This is a genomic window from Pseudaminobacter soli (ex Li et al. 2025) (genome assembly GCF_003012705.1).
GTDB classification, from domain to species: Bacteria; Pseudomonadota; Alphaproteobacteria; order Rhizobiales; family Rhizobiaceae; genus Pseudaminobacter; species Pseudaminobacter soli.
This window is the reverse complement of the sequence record NZ_PXYL01000007.1, coordinates 1-13,204: the sequence shown is the minus strand read 5'-3', so window position 1 is coordinate 13,204 and position 13,204 is coordinate 1. Positions and strand designations below refer to the sequence as shown.

Genomic DNA, 13,204 nt, shown 5'->3' with positions numbered 1-13,204 from the left:
TCAATCTTCCTTCTTGGGCATCACCACGCGCAGCGACAGCTCGCGAAGCTGCGCCGGGGTCGCTTCCGACGGCGCGTTCATCAGGAGGTCCTGCGCCTGCTGATTCATCGGGAACAGCGTCACCTCACGCAGGTTCTTGGCGCCGACCAGCAGCATGATCACGCGGTCGATGCCGGCCGCCATGCCGCCATGCGGCGGGGCGCCATACTGGAACGCGCGGTAGAGACCGCCGAAGTGTTCCTCGACCTCCTCGCGGGACTTGCCGGTCAGCTCGAAGGCCTTGACCATCACTTCCGGCAGCTGGTTGCGGATCGAGCCCGACGCGATCTCGTAGCCGTTGCAGACCATGTCGTACTGATAGGCCTTGATGGTCAACGGGTCCTGCGTGTTGAGCGCTTCCAGACCACCCTGCGGCATCGAGAACGGGTTGTGGGCGAAGTCGATCTTCTTTTCCTCTTCCAGCCACTCGTAGAACGGGAAGTCGACGATCCAGCACAGCTCGAAACGGTCGCGATCGACGAGGTTCAGCTCCTCGCCCGCGCGGGTGCGCGCCTCGCCCGCGAACTTGTAGAACTTGGCAGGGTCGCCCGCGACGAAGAAGGCGGCATCGCCGTCCTCGAGGCCGAGCTGCTGCCGGATCGCTTCGGTACGTTCCTCGCCGATGTTCTTGGCGATGGGGCCGGCGCCCTCGAGCTTCTCACCTTCCTTGCGCCAGAAGATGTAGCCGAGGCCCGGCTGACCCTCACCCTGCGCCCAGGAGTTCATGCGGTCGCAGAAAGCACGGCTGCCGCCGGTCTTGGCGGGGATCGCCCACACCTCGACCTTCGGGTCGTTGGCGATCATGTTGGCGAACACCTTGAAGCCCGAACCGGCAAAGTGCTCCGTGACCGCCTGGATCTCGATCGGGTTGCGCAGGTCCGGCTTGTCCGTGCCGTAGGTACGGATGGCGGTGTCATAGGGAATGCGGCGGAACTGCTGCGTGACCGGCTTACCCTCGGCGAACTGCTCGAACACGCCGCGCATGACCGGCTCCATCGTGTTCCAGACGTCTTCCTGGGTCACGAAGCTCATCTCGAGGTCGAGCTGGTAGAACTCGCCCGGCAGACGGTCCGCGCGCGGGTCCTCGTCGCGGAAGCAGGGCGCGATCTGGAAATAGCGGTCGAAGCCGGCGACCATCAACAGCTGCTTGTACTGCTGCGGTGCCTGCGGCAGCGCGAAGAACTTGCCGGGATGGATGCGGCTCGGCACCAGGAAGTCGCGTGCGCCCTCCGGCGACGAGGCGGTCAGGATCGGCGTCGAGTATTCGGTGAAACCGACGTCGCCCATGCGCTTACGCATATCGGCAATGATCTTGGTGCGCGCAACGATGTTCTTGTGCAGCGTGTCGCGACGCAGGTCGAGGAAGCGGTACTTGAGGCGGATGTCTTCCGGATAGTCCGGCTCGCCGAACACCGGCAGCGGCAGTTCCTTGGCGGCCGACAGCACTTCCATTTCGCGGGCGAAAATCTCGATTTCGCCGGTTGCGAGGTTCGCGTTCACCGTGTCACCGGCGCGCGCCTTGACCTCGCCGTCGACGCGGATGACCCATTCGCCGCGAACGGTCTCGGCGATCTTGAAACAGGGCGAATCCGGATCGGCAACGATCTGCGTCAGACCGTAGTGGTCGCGGAGGTCGATGAACAGCAGGCCGCCATGGTCGCGGACACGATGCACCCAGCCCGACAGCCGAACGATCGATCCAACATCCGATTTCCTCAATTGTCCACAAGTGTGAGTGCGGTAACGGTGCATGATGAAATTCCGGTCAGGAGTTTGCTTGGCCGTGCCGGCGCTTCAGCGCGCAGCCCGAAAATTTGCGCGAAAAGCGCATGGGTGCTGGATTTTGTCAAGGCAATGCCGCGTTTTGGTCCAATACCCGTAAGGATTGGGGGTGGCAATGAAGCGTCTAATAGGTCACTACTGCCGTTTCTCCACCTGATCGTTGCCTGATGTCCTCCATACGCCCGCTTATCCCGCTTCTCGTCGCCGCAGGGTTCCTGCTTGGCGGCAACGGCCTGCAAGGCACGCTGATTGCGCTGCGCGGGGCACAGGAGGGCTTCTCGCCCTCGACCATCGGCTTCATGGGCACGGCCTACTTCGCCGGTTTCCTGCTCGGCTGCATGGCGATCTCGCACATCATGAAGGCCGTGGGGCATGTCCGGTCGTTTTCGGCGCTTGCCGCGGTCGCCTCGGCCGGCACCTTGCTCCTGGTCCTCGTCATCGATCCGGTGATGTGGTCGAGCATGCGTTTCATCACCGGCTTCTGCTTTGCCGGTCTCTTCACGGTCATGGAAAGCTGGCTGAATTCCGGCGTGCAGAATCATGATCGCGCGCGGGTGCTGGCGCTCTACCGCATCATCGATATCGGCTCGGTGACCGGCGCGCAGTTCATGATTCCGATCTTTGGCGCGGGTGGCTTTGCCATCTTCGCCATCATGTCGATCATGATCACGCTGTCGCTGGTGCCAGTCTCGCTCGGCGACCGCTCCAATCCGAAGGCGCCGGAAGACGTCAAGCTCGACCTCGGCCGCGTGTGGCGTATCTCGCCGCTGGGCTCCATCGGCTGCATCGCCGTCGGCGTGACCAACAGCGCCTTCCGCACGCTCTCGCCCGTCTATGCCGAACAGATCGGCATGTCGGTTGCCGATGTGGTGACCTTCGTCTGCGTCGGCATCATCGGCGGCGCGATCATCCAATATCCGCTCGGCAGCCTTTCCGACCGCTGGGATCGCCGCAAGGTGCTGCTGCTGACGACGACCTTCGCCATGCTGGCAGCAGTCGCCATTACGTCGATGGCCGGCAAAGCGCCGCTGACCAATTTCGGTCTGGTCTTCGTTTTCGGCTCGTTTGCGATGCCGCTCTATTCGTTGTCGGCGGCGCATGCCAACGACCGGGCCGACAGCCACGAATTCGTGCTGGTGAATGCGGCGCTTATGCTGTTCTACTCGATCGGCGCGATCGCCGGCCCCTTCGCAGCTTCGACCTTCATGCAGTTCTGGGGGCCGCATGCGCTGTTCGGCTTCATGGCGGCGATCTATTCGATCTTCATCGTGATCATCGTCTACCGCATGGGCGTTCGCAGCCCGGTACCGGCAAGCAAGCGCGGCCGGTTCATTGCGCTTTTGCGCACATCCACGGTTTTTGCCCGGCTCGCGCGCCGTAAAGGTGATACCGTCCGTCGTCCACAGGCCGCGGCGCTTGACGAAAGCGTCTCGGACTGAAAGGAAATACCGTCCATTTTCTGTTAACGAAATTTCATGCAAATCATAACCACCCAGCAAGAGCTCGAAACCGTCATTGCCGCCTTCGGCAAGTCGGCGTTCGTCACTGTCGACACCGAATTCATCCGCGAGACGACCTTCTGGCCGGAACTCTGCCTGATCCAGATGGCTGCGCCCGGCGTGACCGCGCTGATCGATCCGCTGGCACCGGGCATCGATCTCAAGCCCTTCTTCGAGCTCATGGCGAACGAAGCGGTGGTGAAGGTTTTCCATGCTGCACGGCAGGACATCGAGATCATCTTCCACCTCGGCGATCTCATCCCGCATCCGGTGTTCGACACTCAGGTGGCGGCGATGGTCTGCGGCTTCGGCGACAGCGTTTCCTATGATCAGTTGGTGCAGAAGGTGACCGGCACCCAGCTCGACAAATCGTCGCGCTTCACCGATTGGCGCAACCGGCCGCTTTCCGACAAGCAGCTTACCTATGCGCTGGCCGATGTGACTCACTTGATCGAGGTCTACGAGCATCTCAAGGCCCAGCTTGAGCGCGACAACCGCGCTCACTGGGTGAACGAGGAGATGGAGGTCCTCACCTCCCGCGAGACCTATGACCCGCATCCCGATGACGCCTGGAAGCGGCTGAAGATGCGCTTGCGCAAACCGATCGAGCTGGCCGTTCTTCAAAGCGTGGCCGCATGGCGCGAACGCGAGGCGCGTGAACGCAACGTGCCGCGTGGCCGCGTGCTCAAGGACGACGCGATCTACGAGATCGCGCAGCAGCAGCCGCGTGATGCGGCCGCACTCGCCCGCCTGCGCACGATTCAGAAGGGTTGGGAGCGCTCCTCCAGCGCCGCGGCACTGCTCGAGATCGTCAATCAGGCCCTTCAACTGCCCAAGGATCAGCTGCCGAAACTACCCAAGCAGCATCAGGCCCCTGAAGGCACGAGCGCTGCTGCCGAGCTGCTGAAGGTCCTGCTGCGGCAGGTCGCCGACAAGGAAGGCGTGGCGGCCAAGGTCTTAGCTTCGAGCGACGACATCGACCGCATCGCGGCCGAAGGCGAGAAGGCCGACGTGCCGGCCATGCATGGCTGGCGCCGGGAAGTCTTCGGCGACATCGCCTCGCGCTTGGTGCGCGGCGAACTCGCGCTCAAGTTCGAGCGCAGGAAAATCGTGGTTTTCGAGACGGAATAGTCTGGGGGCGCGGCCCGTTTCACCGCATTCGGCGATGGGCGGGCGGCGCTTACCACGCGCCGAATTTTTTCAGCTCAAAATGAAAATCGGGCCGGCATGCTGGATTCATGCCGGCCCGATCGAATTATGCCCCTTGATCAGAAGCCGCCCGGGTAGTTCGGGCTTTCGCGCGTGATCGTCACGTCATGTGCATGGCTCTCGCGCAGGCCGGCCGTAGAAATCCGCACGAAGGTGGCGCGCTCGCGGAAATCAGCCAGATCGCGGCCGCCGACATAGCCCATCGCAGCCTTGAGGCCGCCGGCGAGCTGGTGCAGGACGCCGGCCACCGGGCCCTTATACGGCACCTGCCCTTCGATGCCCTCGGGCACCAGCTTCAGCGTGTCGCGAACCTCGGCCTGGAAGTAGCGGTCGGCCGAGCCGCGCGCCATGGCACCCACAGAGCCCATGCCGCGATAGGCTTTGAACGAACGGCCCTGGTGGAGATAGACCTCACCCGGGCTCTCCTCCGTGCCGGCCAGCAGGGAGCCGATCATGGCAGCGCTGGCACCGGCCGCAAGCGCCTTGGCGAGATCGCCGGAGAACTTGATGCCGCCGTCAGCGATGATCGAGACACCAGCCTTTTGTGCCGTCTCGACTGCCGACATGATGGCCGACAGCTGCGGAACGCCGACGCCCGCGACGACGCGCGTGGTGCAGATGGAGCCCGGCCCGATGCCGACCTTTACGGCATCCGCACCGGCGTCGATCAGGGCCTGGGTGCCGGCCGCGGTGGCAACGTTGCCCGCCATGATGCGCACCGAGTTCGAAAGCTTCTTGGCGCGGGTGACAGCGTCGAGAACGCGCTGCGAATGGCCATGCGCCGTGTCGATGACCAGAAGGTCCACACCTGCATCGATGAGGCGCTCGGCACGCTCGAAGCCGTCGTCGCCGACGCTGGTAGCGGCAGCGGCGCGCAGCCGACCCTGGGCATCCTTCGCGGCATTGGGGTTGAGCTGCGACTTCTCGATGTCCTTGACCGTGATCAGGCCGACGCAGTTGCCCGCATCGTCCACGACGAGGAGCTTTTCGATGCGGTGCTGGTGGAGCAGGCGCTTGGCCTCGTTCTGGTCGACGGTTTCCCTGACCGTGATCAGGTTCTCCCGGGTCATCAGCTCGTAGACCTTCTGGCCGGGATCGGTCGCAAAGCGCACGTCGCGATTGGTGAGGATGCCGACGAGGCGTCCGGTCTTCTGGCCGCCCTTGCCGCCGTTCTCGACCACCGGAATGCCGGAAATGCCGTGTGCGCGCATCAGCGCCTGGGCGTCGGCCAGCGTGGCGTCCGGCCCGATCGTGACCGGGTTCACCACCATGCCCGATTCGAACTTCTTGACCTGGCGGACCTGCTCGGCCTGCTCTGCCGGGGTGAAGTTGCGGTGGATGACGCCGATGCCGCCGGCCTGCGCCATGGCAATAGCCAGGCGCGCCTCGGTCACCGTGTCCATAGCCGCCGAAAGGATCGGGATGTTCAGTTCGATGTCGCCAGCGATAATGGTCCGGATATCCGTCTGGCCAGGCATGACCTCGGAATGACCGGGCTGCAGCAGCACGTCGTCAAATGTCAGCGCGGTGGCGCCAGTTGCGGTTTCGATGATCTTTGCCATGCCAAGTCCTCAATACGGGAAACGAGCGCTGAGGCTCGGGTGAGCTGCGCTGACTCGTCTGTTCCTTCAGGAATGGCACTGGCTCGTATCACGTCCAAGCGCCAAAGGAAAGCCGCACCTCGTGCAGTTTTACCCGTCATAGAGATCGGGTCAGATGATGCCGGTTCCAAGCCCCCCGCCCGAAACCGGCACCACCGTCGTGAAATCCGGCACATCGTCGAATCTTCGATCCGACGGTCCCCCGACCCACGGCGCCGCCATTGGAGGTCGGCGCGGCGAGAAATTGCCCTCTGCCCCGGCCCGGGTCAACTCCCTTCAGATGTTAAGTAAGCACTGCCAACAAGTGAGGACTGCAACTCGCCTCGCAACGTCCATTAAATCCTTTCAAGGACGCAAAATCGGGCCTTTTGGTCACGCCTGGCCTGTTAGGACTTGAAGCCGGCGCGTTCAGGTGTCACATCATGGCGGTTGCAGCGCCCCCGGCGCTCACCTTTCTACACGCAGGTCTATCCCATGGTCACCTATCTGGACGCCGACACGGCCCCACTGCGCAACACCGGTCAGATTCGCCTTTATGGCGAGGAAGCCTTTGCGGGCATGCGCAAGGCTTGCAATCTCACCGCGCGCTGCCTCGACGAGCTCGTAGACATCGTCAAGCCGGGCGTCACCACCAATGCGATCGACCGCTTCGTCTTCGAATTCGGCATGGACAATGGCGCCCTACCCGCCACACTGAACTATCGCGGCTATACCAAGTCCACCTGCACCTCGATCAACCACGTCGTCTGCCACGGCATTCCTGACGACAAGCCGCTGCGCGAAGGCGACATCGTCAATATCGACGTGACCTACATCCTCGACGGCTGGCACGGCGACGCGAGCCGCATGTATCCGGTCGGCACCGTCAAGCGTGCGGCCGAGCGCCTGCTCGAAGTCACCTATGAGTGCCTGCTTCGCGGCATTGCCGCGGTTCGGCCCGGCGCCCGCACCGGCGCCATCGGCGCTGCCATCCAGGCCTATGCGGAAGGCGAGCGCTGCTCGGTGGTACGCGATTTCTGCGGCCACGGCGTTGGCCTGCTCTTCCACGACGCGCCCAACATCCTGCACTACGGCAATTCGAACGAGGGCGTGGAGATGCGTGAAGGGATGATCTTCACCATCGAGCCGATGATCAATCTCGGCCGTCCGCACGTGAAGGTGCTTTCCGACGGCTGGACGGCGGTCACCCGCGACCGCTCGCTTTCGGCGCAGTACGAGCACACGGTCGGCGTGACGTCGACGGGCTGCGAAATTTTCACGCTGTCGCCCAAGGGACTCGACCGGCCCGGTTTGCCTTCATAATATTTCCCCCCGGGGAGTTCGCCGCCCGAGGCGGCGTAACAACGTGGGGGATATTGCATGGCCGACGACGGGCAAGACGAGCGCGGATTCTTTGGCGAACGGCCGCCGCAATCCCTAAAACCTTCCCAGCCGCGCGAGGAAAAGCCACATTATCTTGGCCACCGCCAGCGCCTGCGCGACCGCTTTCGCCGGGCCGGGCCGGAAACGCTTTCCGACTATGAAATTCTCGAACTGCTGCTGTTCCGCTCCATTCCGCGCGCGGACACCAAGGAGCGCGCCAAGGCGCTGCTGAAACGCTTCGGCTCGCTGGCCGAAGTGCTGGGCGCGCCTGAGCATCTCCTGCGCGAGGTCGAAGACATTGGCGAGGGCGCGGCGCTGGACCTCAAGATCATTGCTGCCGCCGGCCGACGCTTGGCACGCGGCGAGATCAAGGGACGCGAGATCCTCTCATCCTGGAGCCAGGTGCTCGACTACTGCCGGGCGGCCATGGCCTTCGAGGAGCGAGAACAATTCCGCATCCTCTTCCTCGACAAGAAGAACGCGCTGATTGCCGACGAGGTGCAGCAGACCGGTACGGTCGACCACACACCCGCCTACCCGCGCGAGGTGGTTCGCCGGGCGCTCGAGCTTTCGGCAACGGCCATCGTGCTAGTTCATAACCATCCCACTCACGCCTTATAGATCACGTTCGATCACGCCCTACACCGTTGAAGCATAACGACTTTCTGCCTTGTCGCAGAGTCGGACACTGTGGCATATTGGGGACGGTTTTAGGGGGATCGAGGCCTGTTTTGGACCCAGATACCGACCCCTACTACCCGTCAGTCGATCCCACTCGAAAGCCTATGGGAGACCCCAGTGCCAAGCCTTACCGATGGAGAAATACGCCGCGCTTTGAAGCAGGTTGAGGAGAACGGAAAGCAGCAGAACCTTGTCGACGGTGAGGGCCACGGAACGGGCCGACTGGTCCTCGTGATGAAGCCAATGCCGACCCGCGTGACAGCGGACTGGATGGCCCAACAGTGGCGAGACCAAAAGCGCCTCAAGAAGAAACTCGGCTCTTACCCTTCCATGAGCCTCAGCCAAGCGCGCGAGATTTTCAAGCGCGACTACGCCGACATGATCCAGAAGGGACGCAGCATCAAGGTTGCGGGCGACACGCGACCCGGCACCGTTGCTGATCTATTCGAAGCTTATGTCGCATCCCTCAAGGCCGACGGAAAGCCGTCGTGGAAAGAGGCCGAAAAGGGGCTGAACAAGATAGCCGATACGCTCGGCCGCAACCGCGCGGCCCGCGACATCGAGCCCGACGAGATCACGGCTATCATCCGCCCGATTTATGAGCGGGGCAAACGATCCATGGCCGATCATGTTCGCAGTTACATTCGATCGGCCTACAGTTGGGGACTGAAATCCGAGCACGACTATCGCTCGACCTCGGCCCGTCGCTTTCGTCTCGTCTACAATCCGGCAGCAGGCATTCCGACAGAACCAAAAAACGTCGGAACGCGTTGGTTGGACGAGGAGGAATTTATCCGTCTCTATCGCTGGCTCGAATCCCCCGATACGCCGGTCCACCCCCCTTACACGCGCGCCGTCAGAATTCTCATGCTGACCGGCCAGCGCGTCGAGGAGATCGCTCGACTACACATCGATCAATGGGATGCGGCCGAGCGCATCATCGACTGGTCCAAGACCAAGAATGGAAAGCCTCACGCCATCCCCGTGCCCAAGATCGCAGCCGAGCTTATCGAGTCGATCAAGCCGAATGAATTCGGTTGGTTCTTCCCATCCGCGACCGACCCGTCCAAGCCTGTCAGCCATGGAACGCTCTATTCGTTCATATGGCGCCAGCGCGATCGTGAGGTTATCCCCGTCGTGACAAACCGAGATCTCCGGCGAACTTGGAAGACGCTTGCCGGCAAGGCAGGTCTCTCGAAAGAGATCCGAGACCGATTGCAGAACCACACTCTGCAGGACGTCAGCTCTAAGAGCTACGATCGCTGGAATTACATGCCGGAAAAGCGCGCAGGCATGGCGAAATGGGACAAGTTCGTCCGGGCCATGCTCGCCAAGAAGCGCATGAAGACGGCCGGATGACTCTTCCGCCTTCCAAACAAGCCTGCCGTCGAACTCGATGCCCAGGCCTACGCAGCCTCTCCCTGGGGCGCCAAGGTGATCGACCGTCTGGCCGGCGATCTTGGCCGGGCCTTCCCGGAAATGACCGGCCTGTTCCCCGAAACCCGAATACATGCGGGCGTTCGCCGAGGCCTGGCCCGACGGCGACTTTGTGCAACAGGTTGTTGCACTATTGCCCTGGGGCCATAACGTTCCCCTATCAGCCTCGCCTCCCCCCACAATTCGAAGTCTCATCGATTAATCGCAGATTACCAGGGTGCGTTGCCTTCCGGCTCAACGAAGGTGCCTGACACAGCGCCATCACCAAGCAGGGCATATTCAACCGGCAGGCGCGCACCTTCCTCCGCAGTCATGAAGCCGTTGTTGCCGGTGAGATCCGTTTTGACATAGCCGGGCGCTACCGAATTGACCGCAATCCCAGTACCTTTCAGTTCTGCGGCCAGCTGCACAGTGAGCATGTTGAGAGCCGCCTTGGACGCATTGTAGCCGATAAGCCGCGCCTCATAGTATGGCGATGACGGATCGCCGTTGATGGCGAGCGAACCCAGAGTGGTGGCCAGGTTGACAATGCGACCGGCCAGGGAGCGGCGCAGCAGTGGCAGCATAGCCTGGGTTACCGCGAGCGTGCCGATGAAGTTGGTTTCCATGAGCCGGCGTGCAGCGCCAGTGGTCGCGACGGTTGGCGGGCCGTCTTCCGCATCGACGATGCCAGCATTATTGACCAAAATATCGAGCCGACCATACCGGTCGCCAATTACCTGCGCGGCCACCTCAATCGTCTTCTCGTCATTGAGGTCGATCTCGATAGCTTCAACATCAAGTCCTGCCGAGACGAGCGATGCAACTGCTTGCTGACCTCGGGCGAGGTCTCGTGCGCCCAGCAGCACGGTGATCCCGTACTGCGCCAGTTGGCGGGCGATCTCGAAGCCGATACCCTTGTTTGCGCCGGTCACCAGCGCGACTTTCTGTGTCGTCATCGTCTAAGTCCTTCAGAAACTGGCCAACTGCCTCATGCTAGTATATGAAGGATCATTCACGTTTGGGATTCGCATATGGATGTTGCAGCACCCAGACACCTGAATCCCCGCAAAAGGCCGCGCCAGGCCCGGTCAACTGTGACCGTCGAGGCCGTTTTCGAAGCGACCATTCAGGTTTTGCTGATCGAAGGAGTGCATCGGTTGACTACCACGCGGGTGGCTGAACGTGCCGGCGTGTCGGTGGGCACCATGTACCAGTACTTCCCGCACAAGCAGGCGCTGCTCTACGCGCTCAACGAACGTTACCTAGATCGGCTGGCCGATCGCGTGGAAGACGTCTGCCTGCGTCATCACGGTGTATCGACCGCCATCATGGTCGAAGCCTTGGTCACAGCTTACTGGGAGGCGAAGACAGAGCGCAGTGATGTCACGCGGGTGCTCTACAGTTCAGCCGTCGAGCTCGACAATGAAGCGCTCATTGAGGCCTTCGCCAGACGTATGGACCGGGCGACGACGGCAATGCTCGCCACGGCCCCTGATGCCGACTATGCAGACCTCGATCTGATCAATGCCACGCTGCTCTCGGTGATTTTCGGCACAGTGCGAAATGTCTTTGAGCGAAACATGCCGTTGACGCTGCAAGTCGAGATCCGAAAACAGCTGGTTGCCATGTGCCTGTCCTATCTTAAGGCGGCTGGCGGCTAGAGAAGAAAAACGACCAGCGTGGACAGTGTCCGTTTCAGCCAGTAAACCCGACAGGCTTTTAGACACCTTGGTTTGGTCGCGTGGCGAGTTCCCATCCAATGTCAGCTTTCGGGAATTCAGAACGGGGGTCCGGACGGCCGAAACGGGGCGCTTTGCCGCCCGGCAGCTTTGGGGCCGGATGCGGACTGGCGGCTTTTGGCTTAGAACGCCAAAAAGCAGACGTTCGGATCATAAGGCGTTATGGCGATTCTGCCCTGCGGACGTTTGGCCGAGTTCTGCAACAAGCCGGATGATTTCGGGGCACCGATCATGGCGGCAAGCCCATGATCGGTGCCAGGGCAATTAGGCGACCCAAGCGAGGGCAACGGCGTCGGAACCAGCCGGATAGTGCAGACGATCCGAAGCGTCTGTGGCTGCTTGCAGCACAGCCGCGGCCACGTCACCTTCTTTCGTGGTCAGCGCCGGGTTGGCGAATTCGGCAAAGATTGGTCGCGCGAAATCCGCATAGGCCTCGGGGATCAGGTCCCCACGGCGCTTCCGATGGAGCGTCAAGGTCACGACCAATCCGATGACCGAAGCCGATATCCCAAAATCCTGCGCCATCGAGCTGAGCAAGGGTTGAGCGTAATAGACGCTGGCGACACTGAGGCCGGCAGCGACGGCAAAGATGAGGATCGTAAGACCGAACGTTTCCGCTCGCGAAGCAGCGTTCATTGGAATGTTTCACGCTTGCCGTGGTGCTGCTGCCGCGTCGTTCTTTTTTGGCGGGTGATCCGCAAGTATTTCCGACGAGGCGGTAAGGCCGCGGAACTGAAGGGTACAAAAGGCGGCGTGGCATCCGCTATGGGTGGAAAGCCGTCAGGCACGTGGTATGTTTTGACGATGGAGAGATGGGCCCCACACAATCTGCAGTTCCACAGGCTGCTTGAGTTTCTTTCCCGCGTTCCGGCGATAGCGGTGAACGAGTCGCCTTCACATGGGTTCGGTTCGGGAGCGGACGAAGGAAGGTGGTGGGTAAAGTTCTCAATAGCTATTGAACATCCCTTGGCATGGAATGTGGTTCAGGAGTTGGCGCACGTTCTTAACTTCTTGTCTATTACAGAACCGCTCCCGACGATTTTCAAGCCAGTCTCGCCTCCACCATACATGAACGGCGGGCCGCGTGATTTTCTGAGCTGGGTCATCGAGTGTGCAGAAGAGTCAATGCAGCCCGACACAGTAGCCGAATGGCTTGAAGGGCGGTTACCCAAGCCGGTAGAGGATACCTCTGCTTGGGATATCGAAGAGTAGCGAGAATGTCTGCAACGGGTGGAGAGCGGCACTCTGGTCCGAGGGCACGGGACGCCAATTTTGCGGGAAAAAGCGGTCGCTGGACGATGAAACACCCAGATGCCAAGATTCGCGCATGACAATCGACATTGATCTCGCGCACAAGCAATCGATCCGGCACAGAGGCGAGATCGAGGCCAGCGGCATTCGCGGGTGCTTCTATTGCCTTGAGACGTACAGCCCCACTGAAATCACTGAATGGACGGATGAAGGGCAAACAGCTCTCTGCCCGCGCTGTGGTATCGATTCCGTTCTAGGTGATGCCTCCGGGGTCCCCATCACTTCAGACTTCCTGACGCGGATGAGCCGACATTGGTTCTAGAGGCCGAACGGCAGCAACGGGCGGTTAGCGGACGCCAGAATGCGCGTGATTTTGTTCGCTACCATCTTTGAGCGTTTGGCCCAGGGCTGTGATCACGAGGTGGGTCAGCTCGGAATGGATGTCTGCGCGCGACCGGTTGCCGCCATCCTCACAGATCGGATCAGTTTCTCCCGTGGTCTGCCCCCTGAAAAGTGGTCCTCCCTGAAGTAGGCTCGTGAGCCGTTGGAGAGGACATTGGAATGCCCCAGAAGAAGCACAAGCCCGAAGAGATCGTCGCGAAGCTGCGCCAGGTTGATGTTT

General features: G+C 61.5%; 11 protein-coding genes and 1 pseudogene. 7 read left to right on the top strand and 5 right to left on the bottom strand.

The features are described from left to right. On the bottom strand, nucleotides 1–1,791 hold the full coding sequence (gene aspS, locus C7I85_RS14925; RefSeq protein WP_106724802.1) for an aspartate--tRNA ligase: 1,791 nt from the start codon (nucleotides 1,789–1,791) through the stop codon (nucleotides 1–3). 197 nt (nucleotides 1,792–1,988) lie between these two features. Here aspS and C7I85_RS14920 point away from each other — a divergent pair, with 197 nt between their 5' ends. Further along, nucleotides 1,989–3,260 carry an MFS transporter gene (locus tag C7I85_RS14920; RefSeq protein WP_106724801.1) on the top strand — a complete coding sequence of 424 codons (1,272 nt, stop codon included), beginning with the start codon at nucleotides 1,989–1,991 and terminating at the stop codon, nucleotides 3,258–3,260. 36 nt (nucleotides 3,261–3,296) lie between these two features. Continuing rightward, on the top strand, nucleotides 3,297–4,451 hold the full coding sequence (rnd, locus tag C7I85_RS14915) for a ribonuclease D (RefSeq protein WP_106724800.1): 1,155 nt from the start codon (nucleotides 3,297–3,299) through the stop codon (nucleotides 4,449–4,451). A 137-nt stretch (nucleotides 4,452–4,588) separates the two neighbouring features. Here the strand turns inward: rnd and guaB are convergent, their stop codons facing one another. Beyond that, entirely contained in the window at nucleotides 4,589–6,091 is a 1,503-nt protein-coding gene (gene guaB, locus C7I85_RS14910) for an IMP dehydrogenase (protein WP_106724799.1), read from the bottom strand. A gap of 513 nt (nucleotides 6,092–6,604) precedes the next feature. Between guaB and map the strand changes: the two genes are divergently transcribed. From map to C7I85_RS14895, 3 genes are all read left to right on the top strand, one after another. Next, nucleotides 6,605–7,432: a type I methionyl aminopeptidase gene (gene map / locus C7I85_RS14905; protein WP_106724798.1), complete on the top strand. Its 828-nt coding sequence runs from the start codon at nucleotides 6,605–6,607 to the stop codon at nucleotides 7,430–7,432. 57 nt (nucleotides 7,433–7,489) lie between these two features. Further along, nucleotides 7,490–8,113 (top strand): JAB domain-containing protein, encoded by a 624-nt coding sequence (locus tag C7I85_RS14900; protein ID WP_106724797.1) that lies wholly within the window; start codon nucleotides 7,490–7,492, stop codon nucleotides 8,111–8,113. A gap of 177 nt (nucleotides 8,114–8,290) precedes the next feature. Continuing rightward, nucleotides 8,291–9,532: a site-specific integrase gene (locus C7I85_RS14895; protein ID WP_106724796.1), complete on the top strand. Its 1,242-nt coding sequence runs from the start codon at nucleotides 8,291–8,293 to the stop codon at nucleotides 9,530–9,532. 287 nt (nucleotides 9,533–9,819) lie between these two features. Here C7I85_RS14895 and C7I85_RS14885 read toward each other — a convergent pair whose 3' ends face one another. After that, nucleotides 9,820–10,548 (bottom strand): SDR family oxidoreductase, encoded by a 729-nt coding sequence (locus C7I85_RS14885; protein ID WP_106724795.1) that lies wholly within the window; start codon nucleotides 10,546–10,548, stop codon nucleotides 9,820–9,822. A 75-nt stretch (nucleotides 10,549–10,623) separates the two neighbouring features. On the opposite strand from C7I85_RS14885, the gene C7I85_RS14880 reads away from it, so the two are divergent. Continuing rightward, nucleotides 10,624–11,253 carry a TetR/AcrR family transcriptional regulator gene (locus C7I85_RS14880; protein WP_106724794.1) on the top strand — a complete coding sequence of 210 codons (630 nt, stop codon included), beginning with the start codon at nucleotides 10,624–10,626 and terminating at the stop codon, nucleotides 11,251–11,253. A 546-nt stretch (nucleotides 11,254–11,799) separates the two neighbouring features. Here the strand turns inward: C7I85_RS14880 and C7I85_RS32145 are convergent. Beyond that, a pseudogene (locus C7I85_RS32145) lies at nucleotides 11,800–11,967 on the bottom strand (MFS transporter); the annotation flags it as partial. Nucleotides 11,968–12,658: 691 nt separating this feature from the next. On the opposite strand from C7I85_RS32145, the gene C7I85_RS14865 reads away from it, so the two are divergent. Beyond that, nucleotides 12,659–12,904, top strand: a complete 246-nt coding sequence (locus C7I85_RS14865) for a cytoplasmic protein (RefSeq protein ID WP_106724791.1) — start codon at nucleotides 12,659–12,661, stop codon at nucleotides 12,902–12,904. A 104-nt stretch (nucleotides 12,905–13,008) separates the two neighbouring features. Here the strand turns inward: C7I85_RS14865 and C7I85_RS31350 are convergent. Further along, on the bottom strand, nucleotides 13,009–13,204 hold a 196-nt coding region (locus tag C7I85_RS31350; protein WP_210203051.1), incomplete at its 5' end, for a hypothetical protein.